The sequence below is a fragment of the Enterococcus sp. C57 genome, assembly GCF_040887305.1.
Taxonomy (GTDB): Bacteria; Bacillota; Bacilli; order Lactobacillales; family Enterococcaceae; genus Enterococcus_B; species Enterococcus_B hirae.
The window spans coordinates 12,624-34,678 of record NZ_JBFOFP010000003.1; the positions used below are offsets into that span (position 1 = coordinate 12,624).

The 22,055-nt window shown below is 34.6% G+C and carries 21 protein-coding genes, 1 other RNA gene and 1 pseudogene; 7 read left to right on the forward strand and 16 right to left on the reverse strand.

What is annotated here, in order from left to right; genetic code table 11:
• Positions 1-214: 214 nt before the first annotated feature.
• The 3 genes from AB5M32_RS03905 to AB5M32_RS03915 all read left to right on the forward strand — a co-directional run bounded on the left by AB5M32_RS03905 (position 215) and on the right by AB5M32_RS03915 (position 3,906).
• The gene (locus tag AB5M32_RS03905) at positions 215-2,356 is read left to right on the forward strand and encodes an LTA synthase family protein (RefSeq protein WP_010718413.1); all 2,142 of its coding nucleotides are present in this window, start codon (positions 215-217) and stop codon (positions 2,354-2,356) included.
• A gap of 328 nt (positions 2,357-2,684) precedes the next feature.
• Positions 2,685-3,413: a hypothetical protein gene (locus AB5M32_RS03910; RefSeq protein WP_178285914.1), complete on the forward strand. Its 729-nt coding sequence runs from the start codon at positions 2,685-2,687 to the stop codon at positions 3,411-3,413.
• Positions 3,400-3,906, forward strand: a complete 507-nt coding sequence (locus tag AB5M32_RS03915; RefSeq protein ID WP_178285912.1) for a hypothetical protein — start codon at positions 3,400-3,402, stop codon at positions 3,904-3,906. The genes AB5M32_RS03910 and AB5M32_RS03915 overlap by 14 nt, the downstream gene beginning before the upstream one ends.
• Positions 3,907-4,122: 216 nt before the next feature.
• Here AB5M32_RS03915 and AB5M32_RS03920 read toward each other — a convergent pair whose 3' ends face one another.
• The 3 genes and pseudogenes from AB5M32_RS03920 to AB5M32_RS03930 all read right to left on the reverse strand — a co-directional run bounded on the left by AB5M32_RS03920 (position 4,123) and on the right by AB5M32_RS03930 (position 6,613).
• Positions 4,123-5,565 (reverse strand): HAMP domain-containing sensor histidine kinase, encoded by a 1,443-nt coding sequence (locus tag AB5M32_RS03920; RefSeq protein WP_010718416.1) that lies wholly within the window; start codon positions 5,563-5,565, stop codon positions 4,123-4,125.
• Positions 5,565-6,281, reverse strand: coding sequence for a response regulator transcription factor (locus AB5M32_RS03925; protein ID WP_010718417.1), 717 nt, complete (start codon positions 6,279-6,281; stop codon positions 5,565-5,567). Before AB5M32_RS03925 ends, AB5M32_RS03920 begins: the two co-directional genes overlap by 1 nt.
• Positions 6,256-6,613 (reverse strand): annotated as a pseudogene (locus tag AB5M32_RS03930) (SdpI family protein). The gene AB5M32_RS03925 and the pseudogene AB5M32_RS03930 overlap by 26 nt, the downstream one beginning before the upstream one ends.
• 142 nt (positions 6,614-6,755) lie before the next feature.
• Here AB5M32_RS03930 and AB5M32_RS03935 point away from each other — a divergent pair.
• Both AB5M32_RS03935 and ssrA read left to right on the forward strand, forming a co-directional pair.
• Positions 6,756-7,529: a Cof-type HAD-IIB family hydrolase gene (locus AB5M32_RS03935; RefSeq protein WP_010737850.1), complete on the forward strand. Its 774-nt coding sequence runs from the start codon at positions 6,756-6,758 to the stop codon at positions 7,527-7,529.
• Positions 7,530-7,810: 281 nt separating this feature from the next.
• Positions 7,811-8,178, forward strand: a transfer-messenger RNA (tmRNA) gene (ssrA, locus tag AB5M32_RS03940).
• Positions 8,179-8,437: 259 nt separating this feature from the next.
• Here ssrA and AB5M32_RS03945 read toward each other — a convergent pair.
• From AB5M32_RS03945 to AB5M32_RS03955, 3 genes are all read right to left on the reverse strand, one after another.
• On the reverse strand, positions 8,438-9,787 hold the full coding sequence (locus tag AB5M32_RS03945; protein ID WP_034700773.1) for a DUF6056 family protein: 1,350 nt from the start codon (positions 9,785-9,787) through the stop codon (positions 8,438-8,440).
• A gap of 770 nt (positions 9,788-10,557) precedes the next feature.
• Positions 10,558-10,983 carry a hypothetical protein gene (locus AB5M32_RS03950; protein ID WP_368024361.1) on the reverse strand — a complete coding sequence of 142 codons (426 nt, stop codon included), beginning with the start codon at positions 10,981-10,983 and terminating at the stop codon, positions 10,558-10,560.
• Between the two features lie 153 nt (positions 10,984-11,136).
• Positions 11,137-11,358 carry a hypothetical protein gene (locus tag AB5M32_RS03955; protein WP_053766632.1) on the reverse strand — a complete coding sequence of 74 codons (222 nt, stop codon included), beginning with the start codon at positions 11,356-11,358 and terminating at the stop codon, positions 11,137-11,139.
• A gap of 615 nt (positions 11,359-11,973) precedes the next feature.
• On the opposite strand from AB5M32_RS03955, the gene AB5M32_RS03960 reads away from it, so the two are divergent.
• Positions 11,974-12,453 (forward strand): hypothetical protein, encoded by a 480-nt coding sequence (locus AB5M32_RS03960; protein ID WP_063627326.1) that lies wholly within the window; start codon positions 11,974-11,976, stop codon positions 12,451-12,453.
• 357 nt (positions 12,454-12,810) lie between these two features.
• Here AB5M32_RS03960 and AB5M32_RS03965 read toward each other — a convergent pair whose 3' ends face one another.
• The 10 genes from AB5M32_RS03965 to AB5M32_RS04010 form a co-directional block, all read right to left on the reverse strand.
• Complete coding sequence (locus tag AB5M32_RS03965) at positions 12,811-14,739, reverse strand: MucBP domain-containing protein (RefSeq protein ID WP_368024340.1); 1,929 nt, start codon at positions 14,737-14,739, stop codon at positions 12,811-12,813.
• 455 nt (positions 14,740-15,194) lie between these two features.
• The gene (locus AB5M32_RS03970) at positions 15,195-15,482 is read right to left on the reverse strand and encodes a putative quinol monooxygenase (RefSeq protein ID WP_063627329.1); all 288 of its coding nucleotides are present in this window, start codon (positions 15,480-15,482) and stop codon (positions 15,195-15,197) included.
• A gap of 15 nt (positions 15,483-15,497) precedes the next feature.
• Positions 15,498-16,136 (reverse strand): nitroreductase family protein, encoded by a 639-nt coding sequence (locus tag AB5M32_RS03975; protein WP_088745752.1) that lies wholly within the window; start codon positions 16,134-16,136, stop codon positions 15,498-15,500.
• Positions 16,137-16,163: 27 nt separating this feature from the next.
• Complete coding sequence (locus tag AB5M32_RS03980; protein WP_010737892.1) at positions 16,164-16,568, reverse strand: MarR family winged helix-turn-helix transcriptional regulator; 405 nt, start codon at positions 16,566-16,568, stop codon at positions 16,164-16,166.
• Between the two features lie 141 nt (positions 16,569-16,709).
• Positions 16,710-16,973 (reverse strand): hypothetical protein, encoded by a 264-nt coding sequence (locus AB5M32_RS03985; RefSeq protein ID WP_010718428.1) that lies wholly within the window; start codon positions 16,971-16,973, stop codon positions 16,710-16,712.
• Positions 16,974-17,131: 158 nt separating this feature from the next.
• Complete coding sequence (locus tag AB5M32_RS03990) at positions 17,132-17,617, reverse strand: GAF domain-containing protein (protein ID WP_025480112.1); 486 nt, start codon at positions 17,615-17,617, stop codon at positions 17,132-17,134.
• 162 nt (positions 17,618-17,779) lie between these two features.
• Entirely contained in the window at positions 17,780-18,490 is a 711-nt protein-coding gene (gene budA / locus AB5M32_RS03995; protein WP_178285906.1) for an acetolactate decarboxylase, read from the reverse strand.
• 12 nt (positions 18,491-18,502) lie between these two features.
• Positions 18,503-20,167, reverse strand: coding sequence for an acetolactate synthase AlsS (gene alsS / locus AB5M32_RS04000; RefSeq protein WP_034866860.1), 1,665 nt, complete (start codon positions 20,165-20,167; stop codon positions 18,503-18,505).
• A 171-nt stretch (positions 20,168-20,338) separates the two neighbouring features.
• Complete coding sequence (locus tag AB5M32_RS04005) at positions 20,339-20,833, reverse strand: GNAT family N-acetyltransferase (protein WP_178285904.1); 495 nt, start codon at positions 20,831-20,833, stop codon at positions 20,339-20,341.
• A gap of 167 nt (positions 20,834-21,000) precedes the next feature.
• A complete protein-coding gene (locus tag AB5M32_RS04010; protein ID WP_010718433.1) occupies positions 21,001-21,114 on the reverse strand; it encodes a putative metal homeostasis protein in 114 nt (37 codons plus the stop codon).
• A gap of 203 nt (positions 21,115-21,317) precedes the next feature.
• On the opposite strand from AB5M32_RS04010, the gene AB5M32_RS04015 reads away from it, so the two are divergent.
• On the forward strand, positions 21,318-21,983 hold the full coding sequence (locus AB5M32_RS04015) for a transcriptional regulator (protein ID WP_010737898.1): 666 nt from the start codon (positions 21,318-21,320) through the stop codon (positions 21,981-21,983).
• Positions 21,984-22,055 lie beyond the last annotated feature (72 nt).

Here is a 22,055-nt window from a genome sequence, read left to right on the forward strand (position 1 = left end):
ACCTTTATCATTAATCAGTATACCAAATATTAAGCAGGCTGTCTTAGTGCTAGCGTTCACAAAAGAATAAGAAATCCTTAATCACCGGTGTAAGCGTTTGGTTTCGATTGACACTGGATTTGCGTACTAGTAAAATAGGATGGAATATGTAGTTTGAGCAATCATAACTTCATAACACTCTGTAAATGAGAAGAGTGGGGAAAGGGAGATTACATTGAGACGAATAAAAACACCCGCCTTTTTGAATAAAAGGCTCGGATTTTTTTCTTTATTAGCTGTTTTACTTTGGCTAAAAACAATTTTTGCCTATTTGTTTGATTTCAATTTAGGCATCGAAAGTGGCATACAATACTTTATACTGTTTATCAATCCGATCGCTACCACGTTGTTGTTAATGGGGATTGCGTTATATGTGAGACGGACGAAGGCGTCTTATATTACAATGATGGTCATTTATTTCCTATTGACTTTACTGGTGTTCTCTAACGTAACTTATTATCGTGAGTTTACGGATTTTATTACGATCAATACCATCTTGGGAGCAGGAAAAGTAGCTAGCGGACTTGGAGAAAGTGCTATTCGCTTATTTAGACCATATGACGTCCTTTATTGGATCGACTTTATCATTGTCGCTGCATTATTGATAACCAAAAAAATCAAAATGGATCCACAACCGATTCGTGCACGAATGGCTTTTGCGATCTCGACTTTGTCAGTCATGATTTTTTCTGGAAATTTATTTTTAGCAGAAGCCGATCGCCCAGAGTTATTGACTCGTACTTTTTCTAGAGATTATTTAGTCAAATATTTAGGTATCAACGCGTTTACCGTCTATGATGGTATCCAGACTTACCAAACGAACCAAGTACGAGCAGAAGCAAGTCCTAATGATCTGAAAGAAGTAGAAAGTTATATCAAAGATCACTATGCTGAACCAAATGATGAAACATTTGGTATTGCTAAAGGAAAAAATGTGATTTATATCCATTTAGAAAGTTTCCAACAATTCTTGATCGACTATAAACTAAAAGATGCCAATGGTGTAGAACATGAAGTAACGCCATTTCTGAATAGTTTATATCATAGTAACAGTACATTTAGCTTTGACAATTTCTTCCATCAAGTTAAAGCAGGTAAAACCAGTGATGCTGAAACCTTATTTGAAAATTCACTATTTGGTTTAAATCAAGGATCGTTATTCACTCAATTAGGTGGAAAGAATACCTTCCAAGCTGCTCCTGATATTTTGAGTCAGACACAAGGTTATACGAGTGCCGCCTTCCATGGTAACGCTGGTACATTCTGGAATCGTAATGAGACCTATAAAAAATTAGGTTACAACTATTTCTTTGATGCTTCTTATTATGATGTCAATGACGACAATTCATTCCAATATGGATTGCATGATAAACCTTTCTTCCAACAATCAGTACAATATTTAGAACATTTACAACAACCTTTTTATTCTAAATTTATTGCGGTATCTAATCATTATCCTTATTCTAAGTTTACAAACGAAGAAGCAGGCTTCCCGCTAGCTACGACAAATGATGAAACGATCAACGGATACTTTGCAACAGCGAATTATCTCGATACAGCAGTTGAAGAATTTTTCAACTATTTGAAAGCTAGTGGTCTTTATGATAATTCTGTCATCGTCCTTTATGGTGATCACTACGGAATTTCTAACTCTAGAAATAAATCGTTAGCGGAACTAGTGGGTAAAACCAGTGATACATGGACCAACTTTGACAATGCACAAATGCAACGAGTTCCCTACATGATCCATCTTCCTGGACAAACAAATGGTGGAATCAATCATACCTATGGCGGACAAGTGGATGCATTACCTACTCTACTCCATCTGTTAGGAGTAGATACCAAAAATTACAATCAGCTAGGACAAGATCTCTTTTCTAAGCAACATGATCAACTTGTTACTTTCCGTGATGGTGATTTTATTACTCCTAAATACACTTATTATGGTGGAACGATTTACGATAACAAAACTGGACAAGCCATTACAGAACCGACTCAAGAAGTTCAAAATGAGATTGATGCATTGAAAGAAAAAGCGAATAAACAGCTAGCTGTTTCTGATCAAATCAACAATGGTGACTTACTCCGCTTTTCTACAGATACTGGGTTAGACCCAATTGAAGCAAGTCAATTTGATTACAAAAACGGCATGAAACAGTTGCTTGAAAAAGAAAAAGAACTAGGTGACAAATCAACAAGTGTCTTTAGTCAAAACAATAACCAATCAACAAAAGATCTATATGAAACCAAAACTTACCAACAAATAAATGGGACACAGACGAGTGATTCAGTTCCTTCTTCTGAATCTGATAAGTAGCTAGCCTTTCTTTCAAAAGGATTACGTGCCCATAGAAGTAATGATTATAAAAGCTAAGATTGACGAAAACCAATTCTTGTTTTTCGTTAATTCTTAGCTTTTTTCATGCACTTTAATTTGAGTTACTCTGGCGTTTTTCTAGAAAATAGAGCTTAAACTCACGTATTAGAACCATCCATGAACATTGGATTTTATTCACAAAATATAGCGGAACAGTTGATTTATCGTCATTTTCGTTTATTAAAAAATAGGGATTTCCTGATTTTACTATATGAATTTCATACTTTATTCATATTCATTTTCTATAATTTAAAATGAGGTGAAAGTGATGAGAATACTCCGCTATTCAGTTGCAAGAATGCGTTATTATAAAAAACAGACACTCTTTAGTTGCTTATTTACAAGTGTCACTGCTTTTTTATTGATGCTTGTGTGTAACTTATATCATTTACAATCAACACTTTATGCACAAATTGAAGATCGTCTTAGTTTCTTGGACACGACGTCCTTAAAAGTACACTTTCCGTCTTTTCTATCAGTGAAACAATTTTATGTCGAGCTGATCTTGTTGTTACTGTTCTTGTTTGTTGGCGCATTTATCTTTTTCTTTCAGCGAACATTAAAACAAGACCAACGTGAATTGATCAACTGGCGTTTAGCTGGTTTATCGAAAACTAGAATTTTTCTTTTGATCATCTGGCAAATGATCTTACCATTACTGATCTGTTGCATACTCTTATTTATTGGAATTGTGCTTTTTCAAAACATTTATCAAGCACTGTTACAACATCTTAATTTTTGGAGTCTAAGATTATTTGAATTACCTGACACGCATTCACTTATATCGACTACTCGACCATTAGCCATACCGATGGATCAACAAACTTTTTTTAAAATTGATTTTGTAAACGATGCTTTTTTCTTCGATACGTTTAAGAGTTTCCTACAAACGGTTGGCCTTCTTATCTCCATCAGTCTATGTATTAGTCTCTTACAATTTACGATTTTCTATCAACGTCTAAAAAAAGGTAAGGTGATCTTTCATGAATACATGTAAGCCAAGAATGTCTTTAGGAGAATTAGCTGTTATTCTTTGCCCAAAAGCAAAACAAGAAGAACTATTAACAGCGCTAAAAGAACAAGCGATTGTATCGAGTCCCAAACAATTACTTATCGTCCAAAAAGATTGGCCTCTCTTCCCTTATTTAAAAACTAAAGATCAAGTACTACTGAATTTATCTGAAAATAAAAAAGAACGTTTATCTTTTCAAGAAATGCTCAAGATTGATCCAGCACTTCTTAACAGAGAACCTGATCAACTCTCTCTTTTTGATAAAATCAAACTTCAATTGTTGCATGCGTTACTTGCTAAAAAAGACAAACTCATCATTGAAGAAGTGCTGGATGAACTTAAAGTAATTGAAGCACAAGAAATTCTTGATCTATTTGATTATCTAGTCAAAAACAAAAAAATTGCCATTCTTTTACTGACTCATGATGAAACGATTGCTCATAGTCAGTATGTCGACCAAATCTATGATGAACGATAAAAAGAGGTCGTGGAAAGAGCAACTTGACCTATGTAATAAGGATGAAATTCACAGCTTCCTATGTTTTGAGAGTTTCATCCTTATTGCCGAAGATCAGTTCTTTGAACACTATTTAGCTCCTCTCTTAATTGTTGAGGAATTGCTTCTTGAACGCCGTTTATTCGTTTTTAGAGATACTAAAAGAGACTGAACCAATTTTTGGATCAGTCTCTTTGTTTATTTTATTTCTACATCTGGTAATTTAACTGTAAATGTTGTTCCTGTCCCCAGTTCGCTTTCTACTTCCAGTTTTCCTTTATGAAGCCGAACTAGCTGTTGAACGATTGGAAGTCCTAGACCTGATTCCCCGTATTTTGTATTCTTTCTTGAGGGATCAACTTTATAATAACGGTCCCAAATACTCTTCATTTGTTGTTCAGTCATTCCGATACCTGTATCCTTAATTCGGATAATCGTTTCTAGATAACCTTTTTCTAAAGAGATCGTGATCGTTCCATTTTCTGTAAATTGAATCGCATTTTGGATGATATTCACCATGATTTGCACAAATCGGTCATAGTCTGCATACACTTCCACATCATCTTCTGCTTGTAAAACTAAAACATTCCCTGCAGCTTCTGCTTTTGTTTCAAGCTGTGCCACAATATTTTTCAATGTTTCTGTACCATTGAATCTTTTAATAACCATACTGATTTGATTGGTTCTGATTTTTTCATAGTCTAGATTTTCGTTAACTAAGCGTATCAGTCGTTCTGTTTCATTTTTCATCAAGTTGATCGCATTTTCTCTTTGGTCTTCAGGAATTGCATTATATTTTAGACCTTCAAGTAATCCGTTGATTGTGGTTAGCGGCGTACGCATTTCATGAGAAGCATCTGCCATAAATTGTCTTCGGCGGTTTTCTTGCTCTTCGATTTCAGCCTGAGATTCTTTTAAAGAATTCGTCATTTTGTTGAAGTCATCCGCTAATTCATCAAATTCATCTTTATCATGAACTGGCAATTGGACATCAAAATTTCCATTCGTGACTTCTTTCGTTGCATTACGTAAACGATTGATCCTTTTAACCTGAAAAGCAGCAAACGCATAACTCGCTAATATAGCAACAATACTTGAAAAAATAAAACCTTTAAACAGATTCAATGTGACCGATCGAACACTATTATCGATATTTTTAGCCGGTTGACTAACAACCAAGCCACCATAAAATTCATGATTTAAATTAAAAGGTACTAAGGCATAAGACGTCGCTTGATTTTGTCCTAGTATATTTTTGTTGGAGGTAAATTTTACTTGTCTTCCATGACGCAGATTATCCCATTGTTCCGCTTTAATCGTAAAGTTCAATACCACATTATCAGTAGGATAAATGACCCGTTCGTTCTTATCGATAAAAATAAAATTGACATTTTGTTCTGATAAGACTTGTTCCGTTAATAATAATGCATTTTGAAACGCTTGATCTTGGCTTAATTGAGGAAACGTGTCTGTGTATGTCTGTGTTGTCTTCTCGACAGATTCTGCATAGCCAAAAAGTTGTTGATAATTATTTTCTTCAATGGTTTGCTTAGTCAGTTGCGTAAAAGAAACACCTACGATCAAAATGATCATCGCGATCATTCCGCAAAAGGCTAATAACTGCTGGTAAAGATAGCGCATTAGGCCACACCAGAATCATCAAATTTATAACCTACGCCCCAAACCGTTTGAATGACTTGTGGTCCAACCTTTTCGATTTTTTGTCGAAGCTTTTTGATATGCGCATCAACCGTTCGTTCATCACCAAAGTATTGATAATCCCACACTAATTCCAGTAATTGTTCCCGAGAAAATACTTGGCGTGGTTTTTTAGCTAGTGTAAATAGTAGATCAAACTCTTTCGGTGTCAAACCTTCGATTGGTGCTTTATTTAAATAAGCTTCACGTGTTTTTGTATTCATCTTAAAGTGATCTGTTTCGATATCGAAGTGATCGTCCGAGTTGTTTGTTTCTTCTTTTACCTCTACCAATTCACTACGACGGTGTAAAGCTTTCATTCGGGCAATCAAAGTTAGTGGACTAAAAGGTTTGGTCACATAGTCATCTGCACCCATCTCTAATCCAATAACCTGGTCACTTTCAGAATCACGAGCTGTTAACATAATGATCGGAACTGTACTAGAGACTTTCCGAATTTCTCTTCCAACAAGCATACCATCCATCGTTGGCAAGTTCAGGTCTAAAGTGATCATGTCCCAGTAATTCGGTCTTTCTAAAAAAGCATCTAGACCTTCTTTTCCGTCATATTTAAAGGTTGCTTCCCATCCTTCATTCAAAAAAAACATCTGCATCATTTCAGATACGGATTGATTATCTTCTATCATTAAAATATTCATTTTTTATTTCCTCCAATACTATCATCGAGTTCTTGTAATTTTTTTTCAGTTAAGATAAAAATCGGCATAATTGGAAAAACTAAAACCAACATCTCGATTATAAAATAGTTTGTCTGTCCAGTTAATTTTAGTAAATAGCCGATCAAGGCCATCAATAAACCGAAAATAAAAAAATATTTTCCACTTGTTTTTTGTGCTAACCGCCAGTGAACATCGGATTTTGTGGCTCGCGGTGAGTGGTAACCATAAAAAGGCAGATTCCCTTTAGAAGGGATAAAAAGAAACAAGCAACCTAGGATAGTCAAAAATACTCCGACAACTAAAAAAATCATATGATCCCTCCTAAATTTCTCTTTCTAGTATACTCTAAAAATCAACTTGAACCAATATATTCGGGAATTCTTCACGAAAGGTTTGTCTTTTGTTCATTCTTTGTTAAGATAAGGGTAATCGAATAAAAAAGGGGTTTTTTTTGTGTCAAATTATCGTGCAATTACTTTTTTTGATCTTGATGGAACACTGTTAGATGCTCAATCAAAAATCACACCAGAAGTGGCCGAAGCAATGCAAGCACTACAGGCAAATAACGTCCTGCCAGTCATAGCAACTGGACGAACTGAAGCTGAAATCAAACATATCATGTCAGATGCTGGTATTTCCTCTGCAGTTACGATGAATGGTTCTTACATCAGCGTGGATGGTCAAGAAGTTCATTCTGAAATAATCGCAACTGAAGACTGTCAAAAGATGCTCGAACATGTCCAAATACAAGGGCACCAGCTCTCATTTTATAACCATCAACATATTTGGTGTACCGCACACACACAAACGATGATTGATGCCTATAACTTTATCCATTCAAATGTACCAGAAATCAATCCGCAAGCTTATTTGGATCATCCAATCAATATGTTACTTATCCTCTCTCAATCTGGGGATGAATATTATCATGAACAATTTCCTGATCTAACTTTTTATCGAAATGGTCCTTACTCGATTGACACGGTCAAAAAAGGAATCTCGAAAGGTGCAGGAGTGAAACGTTTAAAACAAGAATTAAACCTTGTTGATGTGCCTACATTTGGATTTGGTGATGGACCAAATGACTTTGCACTGTTAGAAGCATGCGACAACAAGATCGCGATGGGCAATGCTTATAATGATCTCAAAGAACTATCCACTTTTATTACAAAGAAAAACACTGAGGGCGGAATCGTTCATGCGCTCAAACATTTTGACTTGATTTGATTTTTAATCGAAAAACGATGAAATTCTGCTGATAAGGATGCTAGCTAGTAGAAAGGTGATTCATCTAGCCAATATCAGGTGAATGTTGAAAGCTTTTTAACTAGATACGATGTATATTTCCGAGTAACTGAGAGATGATTTTTTACAGTATTAGCTATTGAGAATCATCTCTTGATACTTCGGACGATTTGCTTTTTCCGTGATCGTTTCTCATTGAAAAAATTCAATTTTGTGCTATAATATTAATTGTATGAAAAATACACGTAACCCTTGTTTATAACGGGGACGTTACGGATTCGACAGGCACAGTTTGAGCTTGAATTGCGTTTCGTAGGTTACGTCTACGTTAAAACGTTACAGTTAAATATAACTGCTAAAAACGAAAACAACTCTTACGCTTTAGCTGCCTAAAAACAGTTAGCGTAGATCCTCTCGGCATCGCCCATGTGCTCGAGTAAGGGTCTCAAATTTAGTGGGATACGTGACAACTTTCTGTCTGTAAGTTGTTAAAGAGATCATCAGACTAGCGATACAGAATGCCTGTCACTCGGCAAGCTGTAAAGCGAAACCACAAATGAGTTGACTATGAACGTAGATTTTTAAGTGGCGATGTGTTTGGACGCGGGTTCGACTCCCGCCGTCTCCATTGTGAGATTTCGGTAGATTTCACTAAATGCTTAAATCCTTATTTTAAAAGGATTTAGGCATTTTTTATTTTCGGTAGTTTTCGTTAAATGAAATTTATTCAAGCTCATTTTCAAGTCCGAAAGATTCATCTCTCACGCTGATTTTTCATTGGGTCCCACTCAACTATTTTTTGATTCATGCTAAAATTATATGGAAACAAAAAGACACGACCTAAATCGTGTCCGAACATTCATATATGAAATGAAAAATATTTGAATCCACTATTCTGTTTTTTCTTCTAGTCGAATACTGTTTACTCCCCAATATGCAGCAACGCTTCTATTTCTCTCGTTATTCTTATCCATAGTAATATCACCATCATTGTGAACTGGATAAATTGTTTGTGTCTTATAATTTAATGGTGGAACAACTATATCCATTTCGCCACTCTTCATTTGCTTTTTAATGGATTCAGTTTGGCGACTATAACTTACATAATTTTTATAGATGTCTGCAGTTCCATTGAAAAACAATAATAAAAAACTAACTAGTAAATAACTGAAAATCATAGAAAAAACAACTTTATTGCTTCTATCAAAATTTGTTAATAATTCAAAAAGACTAATTACTATAGATATGAAAAGAAAAATAACTCCTCCAAAATAAGATCTAGACCAAGATAATGCAGTTGGAGAAATTGCAAGCACTCCTATTGTCAATATACCTCCCACGAAAAATAACGAACTTAGAATATTACTAAGTGTAAAACTACTATTTAAGTATGATAAAACAAGCAAAGCTAATCCTATCGTTAGAGGGAACATGGCATTATCCTGTAACGCATGACTGATTGCAGGGATTGCATCAAGAATTTTCCAAGCAGTTGAAAGCGTACTTCTATGAAAATAAGTCGCTCTGATATCGTTCCCAGGTGCCATAACCATAAAAAGAAAACCTACAATATTTCCAACAATACCTGCGATCATCCATTTTTCAATTTTTTTCTTCTTATAAAAATAGGAAAGAACAGTATATGCTATAACAATGAACAACGTTCCTCCGGAGGTATTTTCGTTACACCAACCAGCTACTATACCTAAAAGAAGCATGCCTATTGTTTTAAAAAGACTATTATTTTGTTCTTCAGATTCTGCTATATATCGATGATAAACCAGAATAAAAGATAACATAATCACCATTGCAGTGAGATAATTTACAGAACCAGCCAACCATAAGTAAACATTATTGAAAGCTGGGGTAAATGTCCACATTAATGCAAAGATGATAAACGCTTTTAGATAAACATTCTTAGTAGTTCGCTCTTTTACTATGGAAGAAAACATAATAATTTGATAAACCAATAGGGAAAACATGCAAGAATTATACACATTAAAATATATTTTTGGAAGTTTAGTAAAAAAACGAAAAATAATATGGACTACCGATCTCCCAGTCCAAGTCATATATTGTTGATACTCATCAAACAAAATTGTTTTTATGCTTGAAGTCTTTACAAAATAGTAATAATCGTCGTGTACCAAAGGAGACATACTATTTAAAAGAAGCATAAAACCAAAAATACAAAATAAAACAATAAATAAATGTCTGTTGCTCTTAATTTTTTTAATCATACCACCCAATTAACTCCTCTTTATCTCGAAATATAACTTAGTATAACACAGATTTAATAGTGGTTGTGCCAAATTAAGAGATACAGAATTAATATCCTAACCAATCATTTATCCTACTGCTCAAATCAAGTAGCGCTATCCTTCAAATGACTTTCAACAGCTAAATGTTCTGTTTCCCCGACTCTCTTCTCATTTTTACTACAGTGCATTTGATTGTCTCTACGTCGCTCATAACATTTATTGATTTGTCGATAATACCTTGATGCTTCTCCTGTACATTGTTCTGACTCATTACAAATCATCAGTCCGATGAACAGAACTACAAAATGATTTGTTTAGAATTTGCAAATACAACATCCAATATATTTTCATTGCATACAATCCTTCATCGTTTTAAATAACACAATTCCTTAAATGGATATAGTAAAAACTATATCTGCTACAAAAATTTTACTAGTCGTTTGATAAAGTAATAAACGACATGCTGCGAATGTAAATGCACTATCTCTTGTACCCTCTCAATAAAAAAACTTACTTAATCGATTAATGATTTAGCAAGTTTTTTTATTGTTCTAGAAAGTTGACCAGAATTCGAACTGTTGATAAAAGTTGACTCTATACTTTTGATGTTAGTAAGATTCACCGCTATCAAAACATATACACAACAATTTTTTATTCAATTACTTGAAAAATCTAGTCCTATTTTTTCCATAGCACAGAAAAAGATTACGTTACTGCTAGTCGTATAAAGATTGTAATAAAATACTGGATTAATCAAAGTAATTAAAATATTGCTCTGGTGATTCACCTACACTTTTTATGACAGTCTCATACTCGCTGTCATCATCAATTACACGTAACACTTTACACTGAAATCTCCAGTCATCGCCAAAATCAAATACAAACTTAAAAGCATCCCCTTTTTTTAGTCCAAATTGATAGAGTCTACAATCACAAGTATGGAGATATTCGTTATCCTCATCCATTTCTTTCATATAATAGCAATTATTAGAACTCCACGCGTAATTGTCCATAAAGAAGGCATGTGCATGATCGTTTACAAAATCAAACGCACTTAAAATAAACTCAGCAAAATCATCAAGTGTCTCATTAGTTGATACACAAAGGTGACGATAACAACCTGTTCCTGCTGAAATGCTAAATATAATTGCTTGATTATTTCTTTTGATTGTTATTTTATTTCATTCTTTCTAAAAAATAATATCTGTCTAATACTTCAGCCAAATCATCTGCGCTTTTTCACACTACCGCTTTGATTCAGAGGAATAGCTACTAATAGTATATCGTTGGTAATGCTAAAAATTCCACTGCATTTTATGATTATCTCATCAATCGTCAATTTCAAAAATATCATCATCTAATTGATTGAAAGACGTTTTGCTTCCCAAATCCAGTTCGTCTAGTACATCTTTAGCCACGTTGAAGAAACAATAAGTTCCCAAAAAAAGTAGCAGAAAAAATGGAACAGTGACTTTGCGACTTTTAATTACGCCATACATCAAGAGTAAGAATGCGGAAATAAAAAAGATAAACATAAATATTAGAAACATACATACCCCTCCTCATTTAATAATTGATTATAAAAGATAGGAACTGGCCTACTACCAAAGAAAATCAGCGATATTAAAAATCAACTCCTCAATGCTAACCCACGACTTTCTAACTAAAAGATATTTTGAAACTTGTTTACGTCATTTCAGCGCTCACTACATCATTTAATACCTTTTTATTTTCCAATAGTTTAACCAAAAATATACAAATTTTTTTCCTTTTTTTATAATTATTTCTTTGAATGAATCATTTTTTTGTTTTCAGAAATTGAAATACGCTTTACATTATCTTCTCAAGTTTGGTTTGGATTGGTCACTGAGCAAGATCAATTCTCTTTCTTCAATTTCTGATTGTCATGAAATCAGATAAGCTTTAAACTTAACTTAGAGATATTCACAACGAGAAACATGTTTCATCATTGAATGGTTGCGTTATTTCTGATAAGAGAAGAATAATTTGATCCTGAACGAAAGGAGCCCACGTTTTCAATTTTTATAAATTATCTAAAAAGCGGGAGATTATTTATCTAATTTAAGCACTCGCAACTCTTTATTTGCTTAGAGGGCAAGTCTTCTTCTCTTGAACACTAAAGAAAATAGAAAGGAGGAAAGCAAGTGAAAAAAAAGAGCGTTCGTTTATTGGTTTTATTCACATTGTTGTTACTTAGCGCATGTGGGTGTCAAAGGAAAAAAGACGAGCAAGCAAATCGTTTAGTTAAGGATCTAAAAGCAAATGTGTGGGTAATTGAAGGGACGGACTCTACTGATGATCCCAAAATGACCCTTACCTTTTCTAACCGTAAAGCTAGTTTTAACTTAGATTTTTCAAGTATCGATTACTCTGTAGACGATGAATCCAATAGTGTACATATGAAGAAATTTATCAAACAATTCAGTAAGCATATAAAAGAAGAGTTTCGTTATACGATTAAAGGAGATATAATGACTTGGAAGGAACTTTGGTCTACAAGTGACATCATGTCTTACAAAGTCAGTAAGAAGAATGAAACGATTATTCTCACTCCTTTAAGCGAGGAAGAAACTACGGAGACAAAAAATCTCGTGCTTATCCCTTACAAAAAAAATACCAAGTAATGAAAGATAAAATTTTATTATCTAGTCTCATTATAAAATTGAATGATTCTGAACATTTTCCTATACTAACGATTGAATCTAAGCATTCCCTGCTGACTGATACATATAAATCGCATAATTTGAACAATAAGCAACCTTGAACTAGTTAGATTTTGGTTATTTCTCAGTCATTATGACAAAGTTTACTCACATAGATCAATAAAGAATTAACAGTTTTATCCGATCCCGAAAAAATAAGTATCCTGTCCGCTATCACTGCCAGTAAATAGGAAGCGAGAACAAAAACACAGGCCCCCGGAAGTATCTAGATACTTCTGGAGGTCTGTGTTTTTTTAGTTATTTTTCATTGAATGATTTTTAATCTTGTTTTATTCTATTTTTTCTCTTTAATATGTAACTGATCCCCATTACCGTTACTAAAAGTGCCATTCCTAAACTGCGCAATAAGCGATTTTGTTGCTCTCCTGTTTTTGGTAAAGTAGCTTTTCCAGATACGGTGGTTTTGGTCGTACCTGTAGAATTATTTTTTGTGGTGCTACCATTTTTTGAAGTTGACGTTTGATTTGATTCTTTCTTTTCGGTACTTTCTTTATTTTTATTCGTTTCAGTTGTGGTATCCACTTTACTTTGATCTTGTTTGTTGTCGTCATTCTCAGTTGGTTTATTTGGTTTATTTGTTTGATCCGTCTTTTCTTGGCGTGTAATTTCTGAGATGACTGATTTTTCTCCGGCTTCATTTTCTGTATAGTATTGAACTGTTTCCCCATTTGCTACAGCTTTAGATAAATAAATCGTCGTCGGTTCTTCTACTTTTACATCTACTAAACGAGAAGAATTGACCTTTTCTTGTTTGGCTTTTCCGATGATTTCCCCGTTCAAAACAACATACATCGTTGTTCCTCCTGGAATAACCGCCGTCATTTGTTTTCCTTCTGTACCATAAATGAAAGCAACGTTTTCTGCTAACGCTACTGTTGTTTTGATTTTCTTATAGATAAACGTGATCGTGTTTGTTCCCTTTTCAATCATGACTTCTTGTATCGCTAACTTCGGATTAACTAGTTCATATCCTTTGATTAGCAACGCTTCTTCTTTGTGAATCTTCCCAATCTCTAAATCAGTTATTACTTTTTTCTCCGCAATTGATTGACCTTGCTCATCGATATATTTGACAGTCAGATCGGCTTTTTCATTTTCTGACGGTGATGTTTCTTTGGCTTTATATATAAATGTAATGGTGTTGCCATCACTTTGTACTTCTATCGTTTGGACTTTGGCACTCAGCAATTCGTATCCTTCGATAAGTAACGCTTCTTCCGTATATGTAGAGCCAACCTCTAAGTCTTGGATTATTTTATCATTAGCAATCGATTGACCATGCTCATCAATATATTTCACAGTCAAATCGGCTTTTTCATTTTCTGGCGGCGTTGTTTCCTTAGTTTCATATATAAATGTAATGATATTGCCTTCGCTTTGTATTTCTATCGTTTGGACTTTGGTACTCAGCAATTCGTATCCTTCGATAAGTAACGCTTCTTCTGTATGTGTAGAGCCGACTTCCAGGTCACTTATTATTTTATCTTCAGCAATCGATTCCCCCTTCTCATTAATATACTTAACAGTTACAGCTGCTTTTTCTTTAGTCACTGGATTTTCATCATAACGGAAAGTAATGATATTGCTATTTGGATCCTCGGAAACATTGATTGTATAAGTTTCAGGCCCTACGATCGTGTAGCCATCAATCACCAGTGCATTTCCTATGTATTCTGTTCCAATCTCTAAATCATTAATTACCGTAGGTTCGGCAATCGGTTGACCAGTTTCATTATGTAAATACTGCACAGTGACTGATGAGAAGCTTTCTTCAGGACTATCTTCAATTTTTTTATAATAAAAATTGTGATACATCTCTGGCGTTTCCATATAAATAGTCACTCTATCTGGAGAGATCAATTCATACCCTTCTACAATTTCAGCGAATAAGGATACATCATTTCCGACAAAACTGACTTCCTCTGAAAACCAAAGTACTTTTTGTGTATCTACATCTATCCCATTGACATATACCCGTCCTACTTCCGGTTCAGGCATGGATAGGTCCAATGTTCCTGAATCATGTGATGGTTGTTGCATCTCATCAATCATTTCGATTTCGCTTATGACATTGGTTGCTGCTAATACATTCGGTGCTAACAAACCCACTACAGTAGTCATCAACAATGCTGAGTTCATAATTGTTTTCATTTTTTTTATTTTTTTATTTTGCTTTCTTTTCGTCATTTAATTTATCTGCTCCCCCAGTTATATTTGAAATTTGGCTAACCTAGCTTTTTCTTACTTTATTCTAAGGTTGGTTACTTTTATTTATGTACTTGAATCCGATTATCCGCCTCCTTAAAAAACGTTATTTAAAATAAACAGTAGTAGTTTAACCTACATATTAATGTTACCTGTAACATATAAGATTCGCAAGATTATTTTATTATTAAACCAAGGTTTTCTGTGTGTTAAAATAAAAAAATATCTAGTTAAGAAATTAAAATTATGATTTTTACATTCTTAAAAAAATTCACAAACGTTATTTAAAATCCGATTCTGTTTATTTAGTAAAAATGATTGATTAACAAAAAAAGCCCGTCACGGTAAATGATTAATCATTTTACCATGACGAACTGGAAATTATTTAGTTACATTTTATAAAATAGATTTAACACATAACTTCTTTAATCAAAAAATTAGTTTACTGTTTGAGAAACATTTATTTCTGTCTTCTTACTACTATACTGACTCATATTTTTAAATAATTGTTGAAGTAACGGACTTTGATTGTGTCCTTCAATCGCTGCTTGATCACGCCAATTTTCAACCATGACAAATTCATTTTCAATATCGATTGATTCGTACAATTGATAGCTTAAGCACCCGTCTTCTTTTCTTGTACTTGCAACAAGTTCACTGACTTCCGCAAGAAATTCATTTCTTTTTTCTGGTTTGATTGAAAATTTTGCATTGATAACGATCATTTTTCCACACTCGCTTTATTTAAAAGTTGTAATTTTTTCTGGAGCCAATCGAACAGATTCATACCCTTCTTCTACTGCTTTCCCAACAGATAAGATCATCACTGGAACGTAACGTTCCTTGTCGAGATCAAAAGCTTCAGCCAATTGGTCTGCTTCGAATCCCCCGATTGGATTTGTTTCATAGCCGTGACTACGAGCAACTAGCATGAATTGCATTGCAGCTAAACTAGCATCAATTTTCACAACGTCATTCATTTGTTCACGTGTAAAGTTTTGGTAATAAGGAAGGATCGCAGCAAGTTGTTGGTCTCGGACTTCTGCCGGCATCTTACCTTCTGCTACTGCTTGATCATAGATTTCTTCCCCATATTCGTAGCAGTTCATGTCCCCAAAGATCATAACCATTGCAGATGAAGTATCATTTTGTCTCGTGTTAAAACGGATCAATGGTTTCAATTTTGCTTTTGCTTCTTCACTTTCTACCACCACAAAACGCCATGGTTGCATATTAACTGAAGATGGTGCTGTTGTTGTTTCTTGTATCATTTCTAACATTTCTTCATGAGAAATCTTAACCGTTTCATCATATACACGAACGGATTTTCTTCCAAATACAACACTTGAAAAATCATTGTTTACTAATTCTTTGCTCATTTCTCTCTCTTCTTTCTCCTAATGTAGTTAATAAAGTTTATTCAATAATTTTGTTAGTTCGGTGATTTCTTCATCGGTCAACGAAATGCACAAAGAGTCAGCGGACTGTTGATGATTATTTTCACACTTAGCCAGTTCTCGTTTGGCTGTATCCGTCAGTAGAACAAATACTTCACGATTATTCGCTGGATTGCGTTTTCGTGAAACATAGCCTTTTTCTTCCAATATCTTCAAATGTCTAGAGATAGCTGCATTGTCTATTTTTAGATCCGTTTGAATTTGATTTTGTAAGCATTTGCCTTTTTCCCATAAAAACATCAGCATTTCATATCTCGTCAAACTGAATCCAGTTTCTTTCTCGAACAAAGCTGATCCTTCTTGACTGATAATTTTGATTTTATAGAGTAACTGACTGAGTTTTCTTAAATCCATCTCCATCCTCCTTCCGTTGACTTGTCAATTATTGACTTATCAATAATATAAATGTTTTAGTGAGACTTGTAAAGCATAAAAGTTTGAATAACAAAAAAAAAGAGAAAGCTATTCCTCTTTCTCTTTTAAACTATTTTTTATTTATGAGACAAGCGCTGGTTCATAAATTTTTGAAGAAGTTTCAAAAATGGCTTCTATAGTAGTTAAATCATATACATCCGTATATTTCGCAACCACTTTCCCACATTTTTCTAATATTTCTTCATGATCACTTTCTTGGTATTTTTCCACACATAACACGATACAATTTTCTAATTTATTAATGACTTCACCTACTACTACATGCTTTAAACCGATTGGCTTACACGCATATTTTTGTCCCAAAATGATTTCTTCGTTATTCATATCTCATCCACCTTTAATCGTTCTAACATTTTATAAAATGATAATAACATTAAAATTAGATTATGAAAACCAAAAACCATTATAATTTTAGAAAAAAATCAAAAGAACGACTATTTCGAGCGTTCTTTTGATTTCACTTGTTAAAGTTATTGAATTTTTTAAGAAATAACATCTAAAGGCACGATATCAATAAGCATTTCTACGTATTTCTCAAGATATTCTTGATCAATATGATCATACCCGCCTGTTACACCACAATCAATATCTAGAACGCCAATCAGATGTCCTTCTTTGATCATGGGCACAACGATTTCAGATTGAGCTGCAGAATCACAAGAAATATAGTTTTCATGTTTCTTGACATCATCAACGATCAATGTAGTTTTTGTTTGTGCTGACTCACCACAAACCCCTTTTCCCATTGTGATCCTAGTACAAGAAACACGACCTTGAAATGGACCTAAAATCAATTCTTCGCCATTATATAGGTAATAACCTGCAAAAACTGTTTCTGGTAATGTCTCGTTCAACAGAGCAGAAGAATTCGCTAAATTTGCTAGCCAATGATCTTCCGCCTCTAATAATCCTTTTTGCTGTAATAATAAAATTTGATAGGCATCTTCTTTTTGCTTTTCTGTCCACAACATCTCAACCACTCCTTCTATGAAAAAATTATAGCTTAGAAATGATTTGCTGACTAGTCATTGAGAAAAAACTGACCTTACTAGACAGAAAGACGGGAAAAGAACATCCTTCAAATATAAAATACTTTCATTATTAATTTTTAGCACGGACTCATTAGAAAATTATTCTGCTTGCTGGATCTCTTGTTCCAAGTTTGCATAATCTATTGTCGTTCCAATAAACGTTGGATCATCGCTGGGAAAATGTTGAACAAGTGTTTCGATTTTACTGATTTCGACAGTGCCTTTTGTTAGCTCAAAATCAATGACATGCCCTCCGAATTGTTTAGCTTCATCGATATAGTGCAAATGAAATCCAGCAGCTGCTACTCCTTGAAACAGTTCTGGCGTATAAAATCCAACTAACGTTCCTTGACTATTTGTTTCATGAAATTCAGGTTGAGACTCTGATATTTTTGCTAATCTTCGGTAAGGCTTTTCTTGTTTTGGCATAATACGTGTGTGGACTGTTTTAAACAGCCCAGTAATTTTTATCGCTAAGAATAAGTTGTTTCCTGCTTGACTGGCTAAAATTGATTGTTTTAATTCTTCGTCTTTTGTTTGATTTTCGACTTCAAAACGTTCATCTGTAATGAATGGGGTGATTGCTGCATAAGGAGTGGTTTCTTTTCCTGTCAGCTTAACAATTACGCCATCGGAACGTCCTTGATAAGCTTCACCATCTAGGAAGATGACTTCCCCATCTAATCCATGTAGCGTTCCCAAACCTAAAGTCCCGTGTTTGAGTATCTGTTCAATCGTCTCAGTACCATCCATTAGTCCTGCCATCAATGCTCCTAGTGTTCCATGTTGAAAAAGTATTCTTTCACTCATCTTAGCATCTCCTTAATAGAATTGATCTGGTAAAATCGTTTCACCAAGTTTTTCATTGTCACGGTAGTCGATTGGAATATCGATGATAACTGGACCTTGCGTTTTAAATCCTTCTTCTATTGCTTGTTCCAACTCAGCGACAGAGGTCACACGAAGCCCCTTAGCACCAAAAGCTTCTGCATATTTTACAAAATCAACCGGGCCAAAATCCACACCGGAAGCTCGTTGGTATTTCATGATTTCTTGAAATTCTACCATATTGTAACGACCATCGTTCCAAATCAAATGAATGATCTTCAAATTTTTACGAACAGCTGTTTCTAGATCTTGAGCAGAAAATAAGAAACCACCATCACCAGATACCGAAATGATTTGTGTCTTAGGACGTACTAATGCAGCAGAGATTGCCCATGGTAAAGCAACGCCTAGTGTCTGCATCCCATTGCTAAATAATAGATGTCTTGCTTCATAACTTCTAAAATGACGTGCCATCCAAATGTAGTGACTACCTACATCTACAGTAACAGTCATCTCATCTGTCACTTTATTTTGGAGTGTATTAATGACTTCTAGAGGATGCAAAATTCCTTCGCGGTCTTTTGTTGGCACAATATCACGCTCAGTTAATTTGTTTTGCAAAAAGGCTAAGTATTCTTTCGCATCACGTGACACTTGATGCGGTGTTAAAGAATCCGTCAACAGATCCAATGTTTCAGAGATATCCCCGATTAATTCTCTTTCTGGCTGCATGTAAGAATCAATCTCAGCTGGTGTTTCATCAATAACGATTACTCGAGCATCTTTTTCAGCATTCCAGTTTCTTGCTTCATATTCGATTGGATCATAACCAATCGCAATCACTAGATCACTTCGTTTCAATAACATATCTCCTGGTTGATTTCTAAACAAACCGACTCTGCCAAAGAAATAGTTTTCTAATTTTCTAGAGATCACACCAGCGGCTTGGAAAGTTTCTACCACCGGCAAGCCTGTTTTTGCTACTAATCTACGGATCGCTGCTGTTTCTTTTTTACTTGAACCTCGCATCCCGATTAATAAAACAGGTAATTTCGCTTCTTGAATACGTTCCGCTAAATAATCGATATCGCCAGCAGAAGCAGAACCTAATTGTGGATCTTTTAGAGGTTTGATGACTTCATTTTTTACAGTCGCATCTACCACATCTTGTGGGATACTAATAAAGCTTGCTCCTTTTTTCGAACTTTTAGCCATTCGATAAGCATTGGCAATCACTTCTGAAATTGTTTCTGGATCTTGAATTTCTGCACTATATTTAGTGATTGGCTGAAATAAAGCAGCATTGTCCATGCTTTGATGAGTTAATTTAAGTAGATCGCTTCGTTTGACTTGTCCTGCAATTGCAAGAACCGGATCACCTTCAGCCGTAGCGGTCACTAGCCCAGTTGCTAAATTACTAGCTCCAGGACCACTAGTAGCAATGACGACACCTGGCTCGCCTGTGATCCGTCCAATTGCTTGAGCCATAAAAGCGGCATTTTGTTCATGTCTCGTAACGATTAATTCTGGTCCTTGATCTTCTAACTCATTAAACACCCCATCGATTTTTGCTCCTGGAATCCCAAAAACATATTCGACTTGGTGATTTGCTAAACTTTCTACTACAGCTCTAGAACCTTGTTTCATTTCATCATCCATTACAATATTACTCCCTTTTCATTAAACATTCTCTCGAAAAACGCTTTTTTATTAGTACAGTTTTACAAACTGTTTCACAAAAAGAGTGTAACACAAATTTTTTCATTTGTGTAGTAATATGAAAAATAAGCTGTAGTTTCAGAAAAATTCATGAAACTACAGCTTATTTGATTAGCGATACGATTTTCCCCAAATAGCTAATCCAAGCAATCTCTCATCGATTTGAGCAACTTCAGGCAGTAGCCCCCATAAACAATAACCATTTTTTTCAAATAAACGTTGACTCGCTTGATTACTATCAAAAATAAAAGCTAGCACTGTTTCAATGTTTAAATGAGGGAGCTGTTTTTCTACAAAGTCCATAGCATACTGCCCAATGCCTCTATGTTGATAGGTCTCATCAATATAAATACTGATTTCTACCGTTTGATCATATGCTGGTCGTCCATAAAAATCACTCAAACTGATCCAGCCAATGATTTCCCCTGCTTCTTGCATGATCCATAGTGGGCGTTTCTTAGGATCATGGGCTTCAAACCATGCCAATTTATCCTCGATAGTTACGGGCGCTACATCGGCAGTTGATTGTTTTGTTAGAATCGATTGATTGTAAATTGCCACGATACGAGGTAAATCTTCTATAGTTGCTATAGAATAATGGATCATATAGTACACACCTTTTTTCGTTTAAAAACCATTATACCAGTTAAAATTTTGAAGACAAGAATTGACTGATAGAATTATCACGTTCTTTCACCAAAACAAACCCATTTAATCATCTATACGTTTACACTGCCCAATCAAATACGTTTTGTTTTGACAAATGGCAGTTTTTACTTATTTTTATTACGTTTGTATTGATGAATGATTTTTAACGCTCTTTTTTTCGTTTTGATATTGGGGCTCTTTAGCCGACGATAGGCACTCGCTAAGTCTTGTTTTTCCATTGCTTTCTCCCTTTTTCAAGTCTATTTTTATCAAATAAACCGTTCACGAACTTAAATAGTAATGATTACGATTTATACAAACAATATAACTTCCCCCAAAAAATTTGTCAATAAAAAATAAAATGAAATAACGATTATTTTATAATGTAAACAGCAAACAAAGATGGTATTATAAAGTAACAAAAAATTATCAAGGTGAGAAAATGAATAACACTCAATTAACGCTATATATATCCCTGGTCAAATTCCTCGGACAAGCTTTAGGGGAAAACTATGAAGTGGTTCTTCATCATCTGGAAGAAGGTCATTTTCATATCGCTGCCATTGAAAACAATCATATAAGTGGACGAGATATCCATTCTCCTGTTACTGGTTTCGCTTTAGAAATGGTGCGCTCAAAGAAATATCTTAAACAAGATTATTTAGTCAACTATGATGCACAAACAATCAATGGGAAAAAATTAAGAGGTGCCACTTTTTTTATACGCAATGATCAGCAGAAGATAGTCGGATTACTTTGCATTAATCAAGATATCAGCAAATATCAGTCACTCTCAAAGGAGATACTCGCATTAGCTGGCTTATCAACAGAAAAACAACCACTTGCAGTGTTTGATACGAATCACCTCCCCGAATCCGTTGAGATCTTGGAAGAAACCATTGAAGGGATTATCTACTCTATCGTCCCCTCCGATCTCTTGGACAAACAAACTCCTTTAAATAAAGAGTTGAAAATTAAAATCATTCGCCAATTAAATGAAAAAGGAATCTTCCAAATCAAAGGCGCTGTTTCACAAGTGGCTAAGATTCTCAACATATCAGATCCCAGCGTTTATCGTTACCTGAAGATTGCTGAAGGAGAAAAGTAAAGAGATTGCGAAAGCATCGGTTACCTCCAATGACAATAAGCAAGCATTTTTTTAACAGCTTCTCAGACATGA